Below are 17,942 nucleotides of genomic sequence, written 5' to 3'. Positions count from 1 at the left end.
AAATCTGCCCCATCCTAAGCCCGAATAAAGGCAAAAGCAAAAGGAGTAGCCAAAGCAACTCCTTTTTTAAAGCATTTATTTTACAATCACGCCGCACTTGAGTAATCATTCTAATTAATGAGGACTAGAAATGTCGTTATAAACACTCCTTAAACGCCCATCAAACCAACAGCTGTTTTCGATAATTTGGGTTTGAGGGTAAAACCTTCTCGACCATATTTAAACTTATTGCCACAATGGGATGTATAGTAACTATAATGAACAAAAGGTGTTGGCTGAAATATTTGGCTGAAGCAGACGCCAAACATCAGGCAGGACAGAATAATCATCAAAGTGGCATGTTTTAAGATGTGGTCTAAATTGTTTTCATACCAATGGATAACATAGGGCCGGGAACTGGGGGATGCATAGCCCAGTTCCTTTTTATGCATTTTTTCAGTATATACAACGTTCTCGCTCGGGAACCGACAACAATATAATGGTTAAGCGATCGATGTGCATTCACAAAATTAAGAAAAATATTGCCTGAGTCCTTCGTGGTTGCTTCACATAAATATACAGGAAGGGTTATGAGGGTATATTGGATTTATTCTATTGGAATGATTTTTTATACATGCCCGTTGAATAAAGGCAATCGGTTTAATGTCATGAAAATGACAGGCGGGTTGAGTGAACAGTATGACTCCGGGTATACTAAGTAAGCAGAAAATTTTAATAAAGGGGTTAAGAGGATGAAAGAAGAGAAAAAGCAACAGAAGGAATGGAAAGTTCCACATACATTTGTCATCGTATTTTTCATTGTAGCCCTAGCAGCGATTTCAACTTATTTCGTGCCGGTCGGTCAGTTTGAAACGGAAGAAGTCACGTATGGCGAAGCCGGAGAAGAGTCTACACGTACCGTTCTGATTCCGGAAAGTTTTTCATTTGTAACAGACGATGAAGGAGAATTCGTCTATCTTGGCACTGCCCTTTTTGAAGCTGGCGGTGGAGCAGGGTTCTTGAACTATGTGTTCGAGGGCTTAGTTTCAGGAGATAAATGGGGTTCAGCGGTTGGCGTTGTTGCTTTTATCCTCATCATCGGGGGCGCGTTTGGGATCATTCTCCGGACACGTGCTGTTGAAGAAGGAATCTTAAAAGTCATCGATAAAACACAGGGCCGGGAAGTGCTGATTATTCCTGTCATGTTCTTTCTCTTTTCACTCGGCGGCGCAGTATTCGGAATGGGGGAAGAAGCAATTGCTTTTGCCATCATTCTTGTTCCGATTATGATTCGGCTCGGCTATGATGCGATTACAGGCGTACTTATTACATATGTCGCGACCCAAATCGGATTTGCGACCTCATGGATGAACCCTTTCAGCGTGGCAATCGCACAGGGCATTGCCGATATTCCAGTTCTGTCGGAAGCACCGTTCCGTATCGTAATGTGGGCTGTGTTTACAACTATTGGAATAATATATACGTGGAAGTATGCATCACGCATTAAAAAGGATCCGCAGCGTTCACTTTCCTATAAAACGGATGCTTTTTTCCGGAAAGAAGCAGAGAAGTTTGCAGGTGTGGCATCCAACTTTACTTTGGGTCACGCACTGGTTATCGGAACTCTCGTTGTCGGTATCGGATGGATTATTTGGGGAGTAATCGAGCATGCTTATTACATCCCGGAAATCGCCACCCAGTTCTTCACAATTGGCTTGATTGCCGGCATTATCGGCGTTATTTTCAAGCTGAATTCCATGCGGGTCGATGATATCGCAGACAGTTTTATCGAAGGCGCGAAAGATCTGCTTCCGGCTGCACTCATTGTCGGGATGGCGAAGGGCATTGTGATCATTCTTGGCGGTGACAGTCCGGATATGCCGTCCATTCTTAATACCATGCTTTACGGGGCAGGACAGCTGATTGGCGATTTTCCTGCTGTGCTTTCCGCATTATTCATGTTCGGATTTCAAACCATTTTCAATTTCTTCGTCGTTTCCGGATCGGGACAGGCTGCTCTTACAATGCCTCTGATGGCTCCGCTTGCAGACATTTCAGGTGTTTCACGGCAAGTGGCCGTATTGGCGTTTCAGCTGGGTGACGGATTGGCAAACATCTTTGTTCCAACGTCTGCAGCACTGCTGGGAACGCTCGGCGTCGCGCGGATTGAATGGGGAGTATGGGCAAAATTCATCTTTAAATTTCTTTTGTTCCTTTTGGTGTTATCATGCGTGTTCATTGTAATCGCCGTATATATCGGTATTTGATTTGTTCGGTATAAAAACTTTTTAAATGGAAAGAAAGGAGACTGAAGAGATGCTGACGCTTATAAAGAACGGCGAGGTTTATACCCCCGAATCGATCGGGAAAAAAGATATTCTGCTGATTGGGGGAGAAATAGGGCTGATTGCTGAAGAGATAGCAGTTCCTTCCCTTCCTGTTCAAGTTCACGTGATCGAAGCGGCAGGCAAAATAGTTGCTCCGGGGTTCATTGATGCCCATGTCCACATCATGGGTGGCGGCGGAGAAGGCGGATATCGAACACGCACCCCTGAGCTTGGGCTGACCGATGCGACACTGGCCGGCGTCACGACACTTGTCGGTGTAATAGGAACAGATGGTACGACCCGGACCATGTCCGCTTTGATAGCAAAAGCGAAAGGGCTGAAAGAAGAAGGCCTTTCGTGCTATGTACATACGGGATCTTACCAGGTACCGATCAAAACACTGACAGGAACACTGGAAGATGATCTGATATTAATTGAAGAGGTGATTGGGGCTGGTGAAATCGCGATTGCAGATCATCGTTCATCTCAGCCGACAGTTGAGGAACTGGCAAAAATCGCTTCCGCTGCCCGAATCGGTGGAATGCTCTCCGGAAAAGCTGGAATTGTAAATGTCCATGTCGGTGATAGTCCTGATGTATTGTCACTTATTGAAAAAGTAATCGAGACGACGGACATTCCGATTAAGCAGTTTTATCCGACCCATATTAACCGTAACCCATATCTTTTTGAAGCGGGTATTGTTTATGCCAAAAAAGGCGGCTATATAGATTTCACCACAAGTACGATTCCTAAATTTCTGGAAGAGGGTGAAGTGAAGGCAAGTACTGCCTTGAGAAGAGTCCTTGAGGCTGGCGTGGACCCGAATCTGATAACATTTACTTCCGATGGGCAGGCAAGTTTGCCGGACTTCGGTCCTGAAGGCGAATTCAGAGGTCTCCAGCTCGGAAAAGTTGACTCCCTTTTCAAAGCGGTACGGGAAGCGATTCTCGAAGAAGGAATATCGTTACCGGATGCTTTGCGAACGATCACGGCGAATCCAGCATCAATTCTGAAAATGAAGTCCAAAGGCGTCATTGAAAAAGGCAGAGATGCCGATTTGGTCCTGATAAACCAGGAGGACTTTAAAATTGATACAGTTATAGCGTCAGGAAAAATAATGGTCCAGGAAGGCAAGGCTGTCATCAAAGGGACATTTGAATAAGCAGACCGCACAGGACGAAACACTTTTGGTAAAGAACACATAGCTCTGCCAGGATTCACCTATGGATGTTTGAAGATTCGACATTCGTAGGTGTTTTTTGTTTTTCGGGAAATTATTCAGTGTTGTTGTGTAAAGATCAACGAACTTTCTTTAGTCAGACAAAGAACTTAATCCCCTATATTGATAACTGAAATCAACGACTTTATCAAGTATGATGTGGAGAGAAGCCAGTCACTCATCAGAAAGGATGGTTCCAATGGCAGTTACGCAATAGCAACTCAAGGAATGGTAAGAAATCCCCTTTATTATCCGACGTAATGGGTTTTCGGCCGGTGTTCTGGCTGAATTCGAGTCACACGAAAACTTCGGATATCGGGCAACTGGGAGTAACGAAAGAGGAAATGCAGGGAGCTGAGGAGCTATGGCAGCTTAGAGAGCCGCCAACAGAAAAAAGAGAACCTGATGGCTTATTTTGTCGATGATGAAAACTCAAAGCATTTGTTCCTTAGTTACAGCACTGCGGCTTTCCGGCTGAAGGAGCAACTGGATGAGCTGGATATCAAAGTGGATGCCCTCTATTGTTTCTTTGTGGAACCGACGCATTCGCCGCGATTTTCCATAATTTATGAAACGAACACCAAAACAATGTGGAATTTTTACTGGAGGATATGCTGCGCTTTGAAGGGGCTCCAGGGTCTTATGTCCAATATACGCATGCGAGAGCCTGCTCGATTTTGAGAAAGTCCGGAGCAACACCCGAACATTTGGCACCGGCGGGTCTGGATGATTCCTACAGTTGGGAAACCATAAAACAATTGATGGAATTTTGGAAGACAATTCTCAAAAGCCACACACTTTGCGAACCATTTGCCATTGCGAAATATGCGGTCAGCCTGGTGCGGAATTTTAACAAATACTACATCCATATCAAAATTCTGGTAGATGGTGAAAAGAAAGAGGGGCGTTTGTCGATGGTTTTCGCTGTCACAGTCGTTTCAAAGGGAAGCTTTCGATTGCTGGGAATCCAGGCACCTGTTGAAATATAAGTTGCCACTTTGAGCAGTACACTGACGGCTGGTAATGGACTAGGAAAGGAGAGATGATGATGGCGAACATCCGCATGCATGAAGGATATAATGAAGAGGAAGCAGGATTTATACGATACAATTTGGTCAGGCATAACAAATCGAAAGTCGCTTATACCGAAGAAGAGAAAATGAGCTTTGTGTTGAAGGATGAAAAAGGCGATATCGTCGGAGGGCTGGTCGGTCATACGGACTGGGAATGCTTTTTCGTGGATCTCCTGTGGGTGGGCGATTCCTTGCGCGGTATGGGAAAAGGCCAGGAATTACTGGAGACGGCTGAAGCCTATGCACGCGAACAGGAATGCCGGTTGATGAGGCTGGAAACCTTCAGCTTCCAAGCGCCAGATTTTTATAAGAAATTGGGATTCAAGGTTTTTGGGCAATTGGAAGATTTCCCGAAAGGTTTCACGCATTACTATATGTACAAAGAGCTTTAAGTTAGAAAATTAGATAAAGGATGCGTCTCGTTGTTTCAACTGATTTATTCAAAATTATCAAAACAAGTTTGAGGAGCAGCAAAGTTATCGGCTCAATTGCGTCCTCTACAGCCAAGATTTGCTGAATAGTCTTTACTTTACCTGAGACCATAATATCAAAAATATTTACTGATTCTAGAAAAGTGAAATTTGTTGTTGCGCTATCCTTGTCTTGAACCTTGCGCCTATAAAATACTTTATAGGCGTTTTTGTTGTGAGGATATTTTCAATCAAAAGATTTGATGATGGTAAGTCAACGCAAAATCAAACAGCTTTTCTTTAGGAAGACAGCCGGTAAGCAACCGCTCACTTCCATGCCTCTTCACAGTCTCAACGATCCCTCATTTTTTGAGTATAACGTCGAGTGATGAATGGTTCAGGATTCGAAAAATTATTTAGATGGCTAAACTACAAGGCGAGAGAAAATTAATTTAGCTTTGTTAGGCCCTGCAATAATCGAGCAAGATTTTCTTCAATACTTGTTGCTGAATTTCGGGTTGGATGTCTTGGTCCAGATAGGAAATGGACGATTTCAGGGCGACGTTGTTCGTGAAACTTGAGTAGCTGTTGATGATAGTGACAATAAGTTGTTTAGCGGGAATTGAACTAGTGATCGAGCCGTCTTGTTGCCCGTCTTGGATGAGTGGTTCAAGCAAATCCATGATCTGGCGTTGTCTTGCCAGGTAGCGTTCAATCTCAGGAAGTGGTTCGGTGCGGAACGAGGCATAACTTTCGAATGCTTCCCGGAAGCGGGCGGATTTATAATGTTCGGCTTTTTGTGCATCAAGCAAGGTGTCGAGCAATTGTTCCAGCCGTTCGAAGACGCTTGATTTCTTGGAGATGATGCGCTTGAATTCGGTTTCCACGGCATCTAGTGAACGGATGGCGACTTCTACGATCAATTCGTCTTTTTTGGGGAAATAGCGGAAGACGGTCGCCACGCCAGCACCGGCGCGTTCGGCGACGTCTTTCATTTGCACATCGTTCAGCCCGCGTTCTGTGAAGAGTTCTTTAGCGGCTTCGACGATTTTATCGGTTTGCAGTTGTTTGTTTTCTTGTCGTTTTGATGGCATGACAGTTTCACTCCTTGCTTTTAGTATAGCGCTTTAATTGAAGTAATGACGGGGTGGGAGTATACTTGGAATAAATTGATAGTCGAACTATCAAAATTTAATTCGAGGTGATCGCAATGAGATTAGAAAACAAAGTAGCCATCATTACTGGGGGCGGGTCTGGCATGGGAGAAGCGGCTGTGCGCTTGTTTGCAAAAGAAGGAGCAAAAGTCGTTGCCACCGACATTAATTTGGGAGCAGCCGAAAAGGTAGCGCAAGAGGTAAGAGCAGCGGGTTTTGAAGCCGTGGCCATGAAGCAAAATGTGGCGGACAAATCGGATTGGCAAGAAGTCATCAGCCAGACTATTGAAACGTTCGGCAAACTCGATGTTCTCGTCAATAACGCAGGCATTTCCGTCGCTAAAGATTTCCTGGATCAAACCGAAGAAGATTTTGCGAAGGGCTTTGCGATCAATACAAACAGCGTCATGTACGGCATGCAGCTGGCCATTCCGCATATGATTGAAAACGGCGGTGGGTCGATTGTCAATGTGTCATCGATTGCAGCGTTGACCGGCATGTCAGGAGCCGGCGTTTATACGGCGTCAAAAGGCGCGGTGCGATCGATCACTAAAGCGGCAGCTGTCGATTACGGCAAACAGAACATCCGTGTCAACTCGGTGCATCCCGGCTATATCGTGACGCCGATGAGTGCAGAGTATATGGAAAGCGACAAATTCCGCCCCCATTTCCTCGCACAGATTGCGCTTCCTGAACTCGGCAATGCAGTCGAAGTCGCCAATGCAATGTTGTTCCTCGCCTCAGATGAAGCAAGCCACATCACGGGCATCGAGCTTCCGGTAGACGGCGGCGTCACCGCAAAATGAATAAGAGTGAAAAAGATGGAAGATACAGCCTTGGCTGTGTCTTTTTTTTCATATGTGAGTTAATGGCGAATCGTTTCCTATGTGAAATATAGCAAGGCAGGTCTTCGATATTGGAAAAACCTATTTTAATTGCTTATATTTTCATTTATACTGTTACTTTCCTATCCTGTTTTAATTTTAAAAAGTTTATTTCTATAATCGGTTGGGTATATAGGTTTATAGAAGGATACTAAATGACTACCCTCTGTAAACTGCTTAAAGAAAATAGCTCGTAGATAAAAAAGACAGATCGAGCTAGGTAACTCTTTTTTGATGATTTCTTTGGTTTTTATAAGGATTTTTAAAACAGAAAGTTATTGCCTCAATTTAATAATTTAAACAGGTCAAATGCTTTAGACTATAGCGCTATAAGCAAAGCCGCAAAGAATCTAGGGATTCTTTGCGGCGTTTTTTCTAAGGCCGCTAATTAGAGGCTATAAAACGACGATTTTCGAAAGGGAGTAATTTAATGGAAATGGCATTGGAAAAGAAATATCGCTCTCTGGCTATGTATTTTTCAGAATCGACTAACCAGATTATTACATTGAAGTTCTCAGAAATTGAAAAGATTATGGGATACAGTCTTCCTAGCAGTGCTTATCTAAATTACAGTTGGTGGAAAAAAACGAAAGCCCCTGCGAGACATTACCAGGCATGGACAGCTGCAGGGTATACTGTGAAATATGTGCAGCCTAATCAGTATGTCGTGTTCGAGAAAAAGGATTTTGTGCTGGAAAATGAGGGGCATAAGGATGTTTTGATCATCCGCCCTGCCTTACACGGAGATGCCCGGTTTCTTTCAGAATTGCATAAAGGAGCGAAAATGGAATCAGAGTTTTTAGTCTACGGGCAGGAACAGCAGGAAATCTCACTTAAAAGAATTAGGCAGCAAATTATTGAATGGAATCAAAGTGGCCGCTCAGTCATTTTACTGGCCATTTTGAACGGCGAGCATGTCGGATACATGAACATTTTAGGAGATGAATCGGAGCGGGCTGCTCATCGGGCTGAAGTCGAGCTTGTGGTACAAGCCGATAAGCATGATATTGATATCCTCACAGCCCTTATTCAAAAATCTGAGGAGTGGGCACAGCAAAAAGGCATCAAACGTTTTGAAATTACGATGCTAGAAGAAAACCTCCAGGCTCGTAAGCTTTTTGAACAAAATGCGTATGAGGTGGAGGGAATTCGAAAAAGCTCGGTTTTCCTGCAAGATGAGCTTCAAAACGAAGTATATATGGGCAAGGTCTTCATTTAATGATGAGAAGAATACAAGGTGACTTGTAGTATCGAACAACAGGAGTGGTGTAAGTTCGATTTTTCACCGCCTCATTACACAGAAAATTAAAGCGAGGTAGGTGAAAGTAGAACGTAAGTACTCTGACACCTCAGAAACATTCACATCTTTTTCAAAGGGTGGCACGAAGAAAATGTCGTATTGTTCTCTACTTCATTTGCCCGTTTCAAAAAAGCAGAAAGAACGGTTGTCATGTCTTAAACATGGCAATCGTTCTTTTTGCTTTATAAGCTTGGCTTTCCTCCCATTAAAGAGAAAACATGTTGCTTAGCTGAAGCCATGTGTTAAATGCGAGAGACAGGTGTTTCAATCAAGGAGACAAGGAGAGCGATGAAACGAATATTAAGTCATGTGAGACAGGTTAATTTAGACAGAAAAAAATGGATCATTCAAGTAAAATATCATTTTAGTGAAAAAATTAATAAATACTAGGAGTTTACCTTGTTTTCTGATGGGTATTTGGATTTAAGGGGGGATTTCTATGGCTAGTGAAGAACAGATACTAAAAAGCATCAAATCTAGGGATAAACAAGTCCTGGAGTTAGTGGTAGATAAACATTGCCTATTGCTGTGGAAAATTTGCCAAAAATCTCAGAATGACCCCCTTGTGTCTGAACGTCTAGTTACCGAGGTTTTCCAGCAACTCTGGCAGAATCCTGAAAAATTCACAGGAGAAAAGAAGCTTTTGCTGTTGCTGATTTTATGTTGTAAAGAAAAAATAGCGGAATTAGGAAATGAAACAAAAAATCACTTTTCAAAAGATGAAAGTGATTCATCCCAAAAGTGAGTGTCATTCATAAAGAACCTATTCTTTCAAGAAACAGTGATGAAAACTGAGGAGGCATTTACTTGAGAGTGGAAGAGGCCAAGAGAAAGCTGTCGGCTACACTGCCGGGTTTAAAAGGAGTAGCCAAGGAAGAAAAATTTGAGCATGATTTAGAAGATCCGGAACAGCGCTTCGAAGAGCGAGAAATTCGAAAAATAGCGGACCATTTATATGGGTTGATATATTCCATTGAGTATCTTCAAAAGCCAATTCGATTTTCAGGAAAGATTGTGAAACGGCCAGATGGGCGCTACGAGATTGAACAGACTGAAGAATTCTTTATATCTGGCAGCCCGATTGAGATTTGGAAAGAATCTGAAGAAATATACGAGCGAACAAGAATTGAGCACGACGGGACTGATTATTTTGCCGTGGGGATAAAGCAGCCTTTGGCAGGTCTTCAAGCAAGATGTCGATGAGATAGTGGTTATTGTTGCAATAAGAGCAACAATACTGCAAGCGTCTAATTTTCGTCTATAGCTAGTCTGAGAAATTCAGGACAAGTGATTTGCTGGATTTAATTGAATTACTTCTTTCCTGCAGGAGAGTTCAATTGAACGATCACCTTCGAAATGAAAGAAAGTCATCTTCTGCAACCCATCGACGCGTTATTCTTGAATACGCCGTTAAAGAGGGTGGACGAACCTTCGTATTCAGAAGGTTTGATGCATGAAGATAATATATGGATTATGCTTATGTTCTAAGCCAATTAAGGCGTCAAAAAGCACCGCAATTTACAATTCGCGGTGCTTTTATTATTTCAATATCACTCCAGACATTTCTGGGTCATTTTTCATTTGGATTTGAAAAACAAGTCCCCCGAAAAGTAGCGACTATATAATTGGAAAGCGGCGAATCCTGATTGATTTGATGACGATTTGGTCATTAAGCATTATATGCAGGATTATTGGAAAGTATCCTAATTTAACATGAAATGCGGCTGGCATTCATCATAACATTCAATATATTTCTGATTAAGCCAGTTCTTATCTTCTCATTTCGAAGAAAAACTCCTCCTAGAATAAACACGGGGATAGGTGCTGAAACTTTTACTATTAGAATAAGTGGTTTATTTGAGCTTATCCCGTAAACTCGATATCTTTCGTCTCCTGCAATGTAACAAAACCGCTTAATAGGCCATTTTGGTGGTCGATAATTTCCTGTGCGCTCATCGTTTTCGAATCCCAGGTGCCGTGTGCGTCTTTAGCGAGTGTCACTTCAAATCCCAACTGGCTGGCGCTGCGGGTGGTCGCGTTAATGCAATGCTCAGTCTGGTTGCCCGCAATAACAAGGTTGTGTACTCCATTTTTTTGCAATATCTCCAGCAATTCATTTTCATGGAAGGAATCCGGCGTCCATTTTTGGATGACGGCATCCCCTTCTTGAGGAGTGATGGACGGATGGATTTGCCAAAAGTCGGTACCTTCTACGAGGCCTGCGTCGTTATGCTGCACATAAATGATGGAAACATCGGCTGAACGTGCTTTTTTGATCAATGACTGCAAATTCTCGAGCAATTGTTCGCTTTGATGGACGGGATTGGCTGGGTCGAACATCTCATTTTGGGCATCAATGATTAATAAAACTGTCTTCGGCATCGGACATTCTCCTCTTCAGTTATTGTTTTCCTTTATTTTATAGAGCTTGTGATTGCTTGTATATCAGCCGGCGTGAAGAATGGCTTTCTGCAGGGGAAAATATGGAATAGCTAGTAAACATCTTTTTTTAAAAGTGAAAAGAGCAATTAAAGTGAATCGAAACTCAGTAAAACCGAATTTTCAAAAACTGGGGACTATAATAATGTTTTATCCAAAAAATATAGGGAAGTAGGAACTATAAGAGGCTTAATTGGTAAGTACATACATATATGAGATTTCATCCCGGCTTCTTAATACTATGGAATAGGACGTGTTTACATGTTGAAAAAAATGATACCTGCCTCCTTTGTGACGGTGCTTGCGGTAGGGAGTGCCACTCCGGCTTTAGCCGAGGAAATGAGTGCAGTCGACGTACTGCAAAAGTCCAACGAGGCGATGTCATCGCTTGATAGTTACTCCAGCAAGACCACTATGGAAATCACCATGCCTGATATTGCCACTGGAGAAACGACGACGATTCCGATTCATACGGAAGAAGATGTGACGTTCAATCCGTTTGCGATGCATCAGACGGTCACGACTTCCGGCCCTAATGGAGAAGAAGAGACCTTGGAGACCTACTGGACAGAAGATGGATTTTACCAGGAAGACCCGATGCAAGGTTGGGTGAAATTGCCGAGTGAACTTTCTGAGGGCTTGGATGAACTGATGGCGATGACGACTGCCGGCGATCAAGTGGCCCAGGCTGAAGCGCTAGGGGAAGATATGTCGGTGGAAGACACGGGAGATGCCTACCAGTTGACCTATGAAGGCGACGGAGAAGCATTGATGGAAGCAGTTATGGCTTCGTTCGAGTCCATGATGGGTGAAGAAGACGCGGATATGTCCATGGAAGGCATGATGGAAGAAATCAATTTCAATGAGCTCAGCTACGAAATGACCATTGCGAAAGATACGTTTTATTTGACGGACATGTCCATGTACGTAGATATGGATATTTCAGCTGCTGGCGAAAGCTTGAACATGGTTCAAAGCACGGACATGACGATCAGCAACTTCAACGGTGTAGAACCAATCATGGTGCCACAAGATGTATTGGATAATGCGGTTCCGTTGGAAGGCGTCATTGAAGAAGGTGGCGAATTGCCGGACACTGCTAGCAACAACCCATTATATGCGTTCACAGGACTGGGCTTGGCAACTCTAGGTGCTGGACTGCTGTTGTTCAGAAGACGCACTGCTGCTCAATAAAAAACAAAACCGTATCGTTGTATACGGTTTTTTGTCTTGTAATAAGTTATTTCAATAAAGAGGGAGGTGCAAGCCGGCTCCATGAACAAAGTGTATACAATCATTATTGTCGCAGGTCTATTGATGTCAGGGTATTTTGGCTTCCAGTGGTGGCAGAGTTCGCAGGCCGCTGAAACGGTGTCGCTGGAAGAAATCGAAGGATGGAATCATATAGCGTCAAGCAGCATGGAGCCGTCTAATGAGCCGGCCTCTGAAAGTTCTCTTACTACAGTTCAAGAACCACCGCCTATAATGAGCAATGACATGAATGATTATGAGCAAGGCGAAGAAGTCGGCCGGTTAGTGATTCCGGCTATTGAAACGGGCTATGCCACTTATTGGGGAGCGGATGAAGCAACGCTTGACCAAGGAGTCGGCATGTATGTGAGCGAATGGACTACAACGCCCGACCAGCAGAGGCATACGGTTCTGAGTGGCCACCGGGATACCGTTTTCACGGGACTGGATGAAATGGAAAAAGGCGATTCTGTCTTTTTGGAGTACGAAGGGCAGCGTTATGAGTACGCAGTTGAGAAAATCTGGATAACGGATGCTGAGGATCGAACGGTTATAGTGGATAAAAACGAAGCGACGTTAACCTTAACCACTTGTTATCCTTTTGATTATATTGGCTATGCCCCCGAACGTTACATCATTCAAGGCACACTTGTGGAGATTCAAGAAATGCAATGAGTAAGGTAGCGAGGCACAAAAGAAGAGAAAGTGGATTTCTAATAATAAGAAGCTGCCCCGCCAATAAAGCTCTGTAAATAGAACAAAAACCATCAAGCTTTGATTAGCTTGATGGTTTTTTGAATTTTACCGAGAAACTGAAAGCTTATTTATCATGCTCTTCGTCTGATTTTGGTTCAACCGGAAACTTCGCGAAAAAAATCGTGCCTTCAGGTCCTGTTTCAATAGTGATTGTGGCATTATGGCGTGCCGCCACGGCGTAACAGATGCCCAGGCCGAGGCCTGTGCCTTCATCTTTTGTCGTATAGAAAGGTGTGCCGATTTTATCGATAATGGCGGGATCAATGCCGCTGCCCTGATCCTGCACGGCCAGCACCACGCAATTTTCGTTTTCCAGATAGGTCCCGATGGTCAATGTCTGGCCTTCATCCATCGCTTCCAGTCCATTGCGGTATAGATTGATGATCAACTGCCGAATTTCGTTATGATTCAACAATAGCTCCGGTACTTCCTGCGTATAAATGTGGATTTGTTTGTTTTGGTTGGCTGTATCGATTTTAATCAATGGTGAAATATCGTCAAGGATGGTGTTTAAGCTCATCATTTTCATATCCGAGGTCCGTGTATTGCCAACGGACAGGAATTCAGTGATGATGGCATTCGCCCGGTCCAATTCACCGATCATCAAGTTGAAATGCGCAGCATGCGGCTCTAGTTGTTCGTTCATTACCATCAATTGTAGAAAACCGCGCACCGTCGTCATCGGATTGCGAATCTCGTGGCTGATCCCTGCCGCCATCTGGCCAATCAAATCCAAATTGGCGAGCCTTTTCAGTTCTTTCTCGTATTTTTTCTTTTCTTTGATGTTTTTCAACATGCAGCAGATGCCGTCGTCAAATGGATAGGCGGTAACTTCAAACCAAAAATCTTCCTCATCGGATTGCGTCTCAAAGCGAACCGTCACCCGCTCGTTCATGGCTCGATGGAACTCGGTGTAAGTGAGAGTATCGACAGTTTCAGGAAACACATCCCAAACTTTCTTACCGAGCACTTCATCCGCTTTTTTGCCTTTCGGCAGAAAATGATGCTGGTTGATATAAGTATATTCCCAGTTTTTATTTAGCACAAAAAATCCGTCCGTGATACTTTCAATGACGCTATTGACCCGCTTATTCGCAGCATACAACGCACTTGTTCGATCTTCGACCATACTCTCCAACTGATCCATGTACAATAAATTCGAAAAAACCGGAGCGGTGGCTTCGATAATGGATTGGGCGAAAGGAATCTGTGAATCGGCCGTATGTCGAGCTGCTACAAAGCTGCATGCCGCAGAAACAACACCGTGGACTTTGCCCATAGAAATCATCGGAAGCAGCAACAACTCTTGATGAGCTCCCAAGTCAGCATGGATCGGCTCTTTTTGTGATATGGCACGCTTGACCAGCTCCGAATAACTTTCGGTTAAGCCCATTGTAGCTAGGTGATTCTGCCAATCCCGTTCGGGCATCCCGCTGGCTTCGTAAAATTGGATCGGCGTGCCGCTTTTAGCACTCGATGGTTTTATGATGTGTGCGGCAAAATTCCCGTCTCCAAACGCCTGTTTTAAATAGGCCAAGCAAACGTTCAAGCTTTCTCGGAGTGTTGAGCAGAAAGACAGCTCACGCGCAAGGTCGAGCAATAATTGCTTTTCCTTCAATAATTTGTCCTTTTGGTCGAGGGTCTTTGCGTTTTGAATCGCGACAGCAGCCATGTTTACGTATGCTTCGACACTTTCAATTTCTGATTGCGTCAAATTCATCGGTGTGCCGTAATCGAACAGGAACACCATTCCCATAAAGTCCGTTTCGTAGGAAATCGGCAGCGCCAATAGGGAGTTGATTTGAAAAGCTCCCACCGGCTTCAAGTCCGGCCGGTTATCTGTTGAGGTATCCGCTATATAAATGGTTTTTCGTGTCGCTATTAATTCCGCTGCCAGATTATCTGTTGCGGGATCGATAATTTGCGATTGCAGCGTTACGCCGCTCATCATTTCCGGCTTTCCCGCAAATCCGCGGTACGTGCCATCGTCTTCCGGCAAAAAGATTCCGACAGAGTCGCATCGGACAATTTCCTCGGAAATCGCCGTCGTGACCTGCTGCAGCACTTCGTGCAAATCTAGCTTCGTATTGACAATGCGTGTGATGTTCGCAAGCCTCGAATACCGCGATTGATCATTCACCATACCATATCCCCATTCTCGTCAACTGATCGTTGCTATCATCTGCAAGCACCTTTGAAATTTCTTTTCGAATCACTTTGTTCATCTGTCTACAATATTACTATATCCATACAGTTACAATCCTTTTATTTGTTAATAAATGTTTATCTGAAAAAAATTCCTTTTGAATCGCGACTGGATTCCCAGCAATCTCAAAAACCTCAAGCTTTGATTTGCTTGAGGTTTTTGAGTTAGGTCAGGACAGTATCTGAGGCGTCACTGCCGACGATTTTGGACAATTGCACGCTTCTTTTTCTTCCAGTACTTTAATGTCGGAGCTTAGAAACCAAACTTCATTTGTCTCCAACTTTTCTGAAAAAAATACCGATGGAGGCCCTTGCACTAAGGTTTCTCCATCGGCATTTAATGACTGTTGCTATCAATTTGCAAACGCCTGTCTAAATCTTAATTCATATGATTGATTGGAAGTCTTTAATTAACCCCGACAGCTGAGAACGCTGCTTTGACGCTTGCGACTTCAGCGCTCGATGCGCCATACAGATCCGTTGCCGCTTGGATGGTGGAAACGCGGAAATGGCTGTAGTTGGAGTTCGGCGTCAAGTATTGCGTGAGTGTGCGGTAGTAGATATCGCCTGCTTTCTCGTTGCCGATGCCAGCGACTGTCACGCCGTAATGCGAGCCGCCATTGGCGAGCAGGAACGCGGCTTTATTGCTGATGCCGGAGTTGATGTGGACGCCGCCGTAATCACCCGTTCCTGTATAGCGTTTCGAATAATGATCCGGGTCTCCGCTCAAAGTCGGGTCTTCCATCGAGCGCAGTGCATCGCCTGCGACGTTTGGCGTATAGATGTCTTCCCCTACTTGCCAGTCTGGCTTGTTGTTGAAATGATGTTCGACGAGCGTTCCGAAGATATCGGACATCGACTCGTTGATCGCCCCTGACTCATTCTGATAGATCAAGTCGGCAGAAGTATCCGTCACGGCGTGCGTCAATTCATGCGCGATGACATCCAGTGCGCCTGACAGCGGTACGAACGTAGTGCCGTCACCGTCTCCGTAGACCATTTGCGAACCGCTCCAGAACGCGTTGTTATAGCTGCGGCCGTAATGGACAGTGGAGATCAGTTCCGCGCCGTTGCCGTCGTAGCTGTTGCGGCTATGGACGTCTTGGAAGTAATCGTAGGTCTGGCCAGCGTAAGTATGGGCATCGACCGCTGCGCCGTCATAAGCGGCGTTGTAGACATTATCGCTATCAAGCCACAAAGTGCCCGGTGTGCGTGTACGGTTTTTGGCATCGTAGGTGAAAATGCCGCTGCCTCGAGTGCGGTCGACCAGGTAAGAGCCGTTGTTGTTTACCAAAGTATTGAATGTTTTCGTATCCCCCAATACACCTTTGCCGGTCGCTGTCGAATCATTGCCTGCCAAGCTGGCGCCGCCGCCTGATGGCTTAGCTTCATGGATCTGGTTATAGGAATCGAGGATATCGCCGGTCTTAGCATCTACAAAGTATTGATAATTTCCCGGTTCCGGATAGAGGAATTCGAATTCAGCGCTGTAGGCAAAATGCGCTTGCCCGTCTTTGGAATAGATGACTAATTCCGGTGTCACTTCCGCTTCAAGCTCCGGGGAACTGCCGATTTTTTCTTTCAAATCGGCCGCTGCTTTTTCGACTGCAGCCCCGGCTTTCAAAGTGGCGCCTTTTTTCAAGGATTTCTTATCGTATAATTCCGGCGCCAGATTCCCGGAGATAGAAGTAAGCACACCGTCTTGGTCGACGTGGGCGTTGATCATGGAACCGAACACAGGCACGCCTTTAAATTTCTGCTGAAGCTTCACTTTGGTGAAGCCGAGATCATCTGTTTCCTGGCTGATCACTTTGAAGCTGGAAAGTTCTTTTTTATCGATTTTGTATGTGTCTTCGTTTTCTTCCAAATATGTAAAGACAATTTCTTTTGCATCTTGATCGGATGGTTCAGTCAATGTCCCGGAAATGAAATCGGGCGTCTGGGTGTCTTTATTGACATGGACTTTTTCTGTTTCCTGTTTAGATAGGGTGTCGGCGGAAACCGCTGTCGCGGATAATGCGAGTGAAGCTGCCAAACTTAAAGTCAGTAATTTCTTTTTGCTCATCAAAAGTCACTCCTTCTCGTCTTACCGGTATTGCAACTCGGTAAAAACATCATAACTATTTAATTATTCTGAATATATAGGGTAGAGTATGTGTTTTCATGAGCACCCAAAAGTGATGATTGCACTTCTGGTAAAACGCTTAAAAACTACTTTTGTCTATTTGATAGGTATATCGGATTCAACAGTGGAGCCATTTCTCTATGTAGAAAAGACGCTGAAGATCCTAGAGGTCAATAATTCTAAAAAAACATTTTATTGAAACAATTAAATTTTATATTAGCCTAAAGATGACATCGAGGAAATAACGCAGGTTCATGCTGGATTCCTTGAGATGCTATACTGAATGAAACAGCTTGGCTCGTATGGCAAGAGCCAATAGGGGAGTGTCGATATGGAGACTATATATTTTGCAGGCGGGTGCTTATGGGGCGTGCAGGCGTTCATCAAAACCTTGTCGGGTGTTGAGTCGACCGAAGCGGGACGGGCGAACGGCGAGACGCAATCGCTTGAAGGCGATTACGACGGTTATGCGGAATGCGTCAAAACCACGTTCGATCCTTCACGTGTGTCGGTCCAGGAATTGATGGGCTATTTCTTTGAAATCATCGATCCATATAGCGTCAATAAACAAGGCGAGGACGTGGGTAAGAAATACAGGACCGGTGTTTACAGCGAGAAGCCTGAACACGCAAAGGTGGCAAAAGCCTTTATTAATGAACGAACAGATGCGGCACGCATTGCAGTAGAAGTCTTACCGCTTGAGAATTATATAGCCAGCGCAGCGGAGCATCAGGACCGTCTGGACAGATGCCCGGATGATTATTGCCATATCCCAATAGCCTTATTGACCAAGTATGCGTAGAGAAAAGGGCGTGAGCAA

Annotated in this window: 15 protein-coding genes; 11 read left to right on the top strand and 4 right to left on the bottom strand. The window is 44.3% G+C overall.

Annotated features, from left to right (window positions below):
• Positions 1 to 731 precede the first annotated feature (731 nt).
• The 4 genes from yfcC (at position 732) to KTG14_RS00200 (ending at position 4,990) form a co-directional block, all read left to right on the top strand.
• Complete coding sequence (gene yfcC / locus KTG14_RS00215; RefSeq protein WP_216968292.1) at positions 732 to 2,246, top strand: putative basic amino acid antiporter YfcC; 1,515 nt, start codon at positions 732 to 734, stop codon at positions 2,244 to 2,246.
• A 49-nt stretch (positions 2,247 to 2,295) separates the two neighbouring features.
• Entirely contained in the window at positions 2,296 to 3,468 is a 1,173-nt protein-coding gene (gene iadA / locus KTG14_RS00210) for a beta-aspartyl-peptidase (RefSeq protein ID WP_216968290.1), read from the top strand.
• 668 nt (positions 3,469 to 4,136) lie between these two features.
• Positions 4,137 to 4,514, top strand: a complete 378-nt coding sequence (locus tag KTG14_RS00205) for a DALR anticodon-binding domain-containing protein (RefSeq protein ID WP_216968288.1) — start codon at positions 4,137 to 4,139, stop codon at positions 4,512 to 4,514.
• Positions 4,515 to 4,573: 59 nt separating this feature from the next.
• A complete protein-coding gene (locus KTG14_RS00200) occupies positions 4,574 to 4,990 on the top strand; it encodes a GNAT family N-acetyltransferase (protein WP_216968287.1) in 417 nt (138 codons plus the stop codon).
• A 479-nt stretch (positions 4,991 to 5,469) separates the two neighbouring features.
• On the opposite strand, the gene KTG14_RS00195 is transcribed toward KTG14_RS00200, so the two are convergent.
• A complete protein-coding gene (locus KTG14_RS00195) occupies positions 5,470 to 6,102 on the bottom strand; it encodes a TetR/AcrR family transcriptional regulator (RefSeq protein ID WP_216968285.1) in 633 nt (210 codons plus the stop codon).
• Between the two features lie 116 nt (positions 6,103 to 6,218).
• On the opposite strand from KTG14_RS00195, the gene KTG14_RS00190 reads away from it, so the two are divergent.
• The 4 genes from KTG14_RS00190 to KTG14_RS00175 all read left to right on the top strand — a co-directional run bounded on the left by KTG14_RS00190 (position 6,219) and on the right by KTG14_RS00175 (position 9,549).
• Complete coding sequence (locus KTG14_RS00190; protein ID WP_216968283.1) at positions 6,219 to 6,968, top strand: SDR family NAD(P)-dependent oxidoreductase; 750 nt, start codon at positions 6,219 to 6,221, stop codon at positions 6,966 to 6,968.
• Between the two features lie 508 nt (positions 6,969 to 7,476).
• Positions 7,477 to 8,265 carry a GNAT family N-acetyltransferase gene (locus tag KTG14_RS00185; protein ID WP_216968281.1) on the top strand — a complete coding sequence of 263 codons (789 nt, stop codon included), beginning with the start codon at positions 7,477 to 7,479 and terminating at the stop codon, positions 8,263 to 8,265.
• Positions 8,266 to 8,785: 520 nt separating this feature from the next.
• Positions 8,786 to 9,091, top strand: coding sequence for an RNA polymerase sigma factor (locus tag KTG14_RS00180; RefSeq protein WP_216968279.1), 306 nt, complete (start codon positions 8,786 to 8,788; stop codon positions 9,089 to 9,091).
• A 68-nt stretch (positions 9,092 to 9,159) separates the two neighbouring features.
• A complete protein-coding gene (locus KTG14_RS00175; RefSeq protein WP_308461995.1) occupies positions 9,160 to 9,549 on the top strand; it encodes a DUF5348 domain-containing protein in 390 nt (129 codons plus the stop codon).
• A 660-nt stretch (positions 9,550 to 10,209) separates the two neighbouring features.
• Here the strand turns inward: KTG14_RS00175 and KTG14_RS00170 are convergent.
• Complete coding sequence (locus KTG14_RS00170) at positions 10,210 to 10,728, bottom strand: cysteine hydrolase family protein (RefSeq protein ID WP_216968275.1); 519 nt, start codon at positions 10,726 to 10,728, stop codon at positions 10,210 to 10,212.
• Between the two features lie 318 nt (positions 10,729 to 11,046).
• On the opposite strand from KTG14_RS00170, the gene KTG14_RS17775 reads away from it, so the two are divergent.
• Positions 11,047 to 11,979 carry a DUF6612 family protein gene (locus tag KTG14_RS17775; protein ID WP_254177903.1) on the top strand — a complete coding sequence of 311 codons (933 nt, stop codon included), beginning with the start codon at positions 11,047 to 11,049 and terminating at the stop codon, positions 11,977 to 11,979.
• A gap of 81 nt (positions 11,980 to 12,060) precedes the next feature.
• The gene (locus KTG14_RS00160; protein ID WP_216968273.1) at positions 12,061 to 12,711 is read left to right on the top strand and encodes a class D sortase; all 651 of its coding nucleotides are present in this window, start codon (positions 12,061 to 12,063) and stop codon (positions 12,709 to 12,711) included.
• A gap of 145 nt (positions 12,712 to 12,856) precedes the next feature.
• Here KTG14_RS00160 and KTG14_RS00155 read toward each other — a convergent pair whose 3' ends face one another.
• Entirely contained in the window at positions 12,857 to 14,935 is a 2,079-nt protein-coding gene (locus KTG14_RS00155) for a GAF domain-containing sensor histidine kinase (RefSeq protein ID WP_216968271.1), read from the bottom strand.
• A 468-nt stretch (positions 14,936 to 15,403) separates the two neighbouring features.
• Entirely contained in the window at positions 15,404 to 17,062 is a 1,659-nt protein-coding gene (locus KTG14_RS00150) for a M4 family metallopeptidase (RefSeq protein ID WP_216968269.1), read from the bottom strand.
• A gap of 391 nt (positions 17,063 to 17,453) precedes the next feature.
• On the opposite strand from KTG14_RS00150, the gene KTG14_RS00145 reads away from it, so the two are divergent.
• Positions 17,454 to 17,924, top strand: a complete 471-nt coding sequence (locus tag KTG14_RS00145) for a peptide-methionine (S)-S-oxide reductase (RefSeq protein ID WP_216968267.1) — start codon at positions 17,454 to 17,456, stop codon at positions 17,922 to 17,924.
• Positions 17,925 to 17,942: the final 18 nt, after the last annotated feature.

Source organism: Planococcus sp. CP5-4_YE (assembly GCF_019042655.1).
In the GTDB taxonomy this organism is placed as follows: domain Bacteria; phylum Bacillota; class Bacilli; order Bacillales_A; family Planococcaceae; genus Planococcus.
The sequence above is the reverse complement of the archived record's forward strand: the minus strand, read 5'-3'. Positions and strand labels throughout refer to the sequence as shown.

Coding starts and splice junctions, on each gene's coding strand:
- yfcC (WP_216968292.1), top strand. CDS start 732: ATGAAAGAAGAGAAAAAGCAACAGAAGGAATGGAAAGTTCCACATACA.
- iadA (WP_216968290.1), top strand. CDS start 2,296: ATGCTGACGCTTATAAAGAACGGCGAGGTTTATACCCCCGAATCGATC.
- KTG14_RS00205 (WP_216968288.1), top strand. CDS start 4,137: ATGCTGCGCTTTGAAGGGGCTCCAGGGTCTTATGTCCAATATACGCAT.
- KTG14_RS00200 (WP_216968287.1), top strand. CDS start 4,574: ATGGCGAACATCCGCATGCATGAAGGATATAATGAAGAGGAAGCAGGA.
- KTG14_RS00195 (WP_216968285.1), bottom strand. CDS start 6,102: ATGCCATCAAAACGACAAGAAAACAAACAACTGCAAACCGATAAAATC.
- KTG14_RS00190 (WP_216968283.1), top strand. CDS start 6,219: ATGAGATTAGAAAACAAAGTAGCCATCATTACTGGGGGCGGGTCTGGC.
- KTG14_RS00185 (WP_216968281.1), top strand. CDS start 7,477: ATGGAAATGGCATTGGAAAAGAAATATCGCTCTCTGGCTATGTATTTT.
- KTG14_RS00180 (WP_216968279.1), top strand. CDS start 8,786: ATGGCTAGTGAAGAACAGATACTAAAAAGCATCAAATCTAGGGATAAA.
- KTG14_RS00170 (WP_216968275.1), bottom strand. CDS start 10,728: ATGCCGAAGACAGTTTTATTAATCATTGATGCCCAAAATGAGATGTTC.
- KTG14_RS17775 (WP_254177903.1), top strand. CDS start 11,047: ATGTTGAAAAAAATGATACCTGCCTCCTTTGTGACGGTGCTTGCGGTA.
- KTG14_RS00160 (WP_216968273.1), top strand. CDS start 12,061: ATGAACAAAGTGTATACAATCATTATTGTCGCAGGTCTATTGATGTCA.
- KTG14_RS00155 (WP_216968271.1), bottom strand. CDS start 14,935: ATGGTGAATGATCAATCGCGGTATTCGAGGCTTGCGAACATCACACGC.
- KTG14_RS00150 (WP_216968269.1), bottom strand. CDS start 17,062: ATGAGCAAAAAGAAATTACTGACTTTAAGTTTGGCAGCTTCACTCGCA.
- KTG14_RS00145 (WP_216968267.1), top strand. CDS start 17,454: ATGGAGACTATATATTTTGCAGGCGGGTGCTTATGGGGCGTGCAGGCG.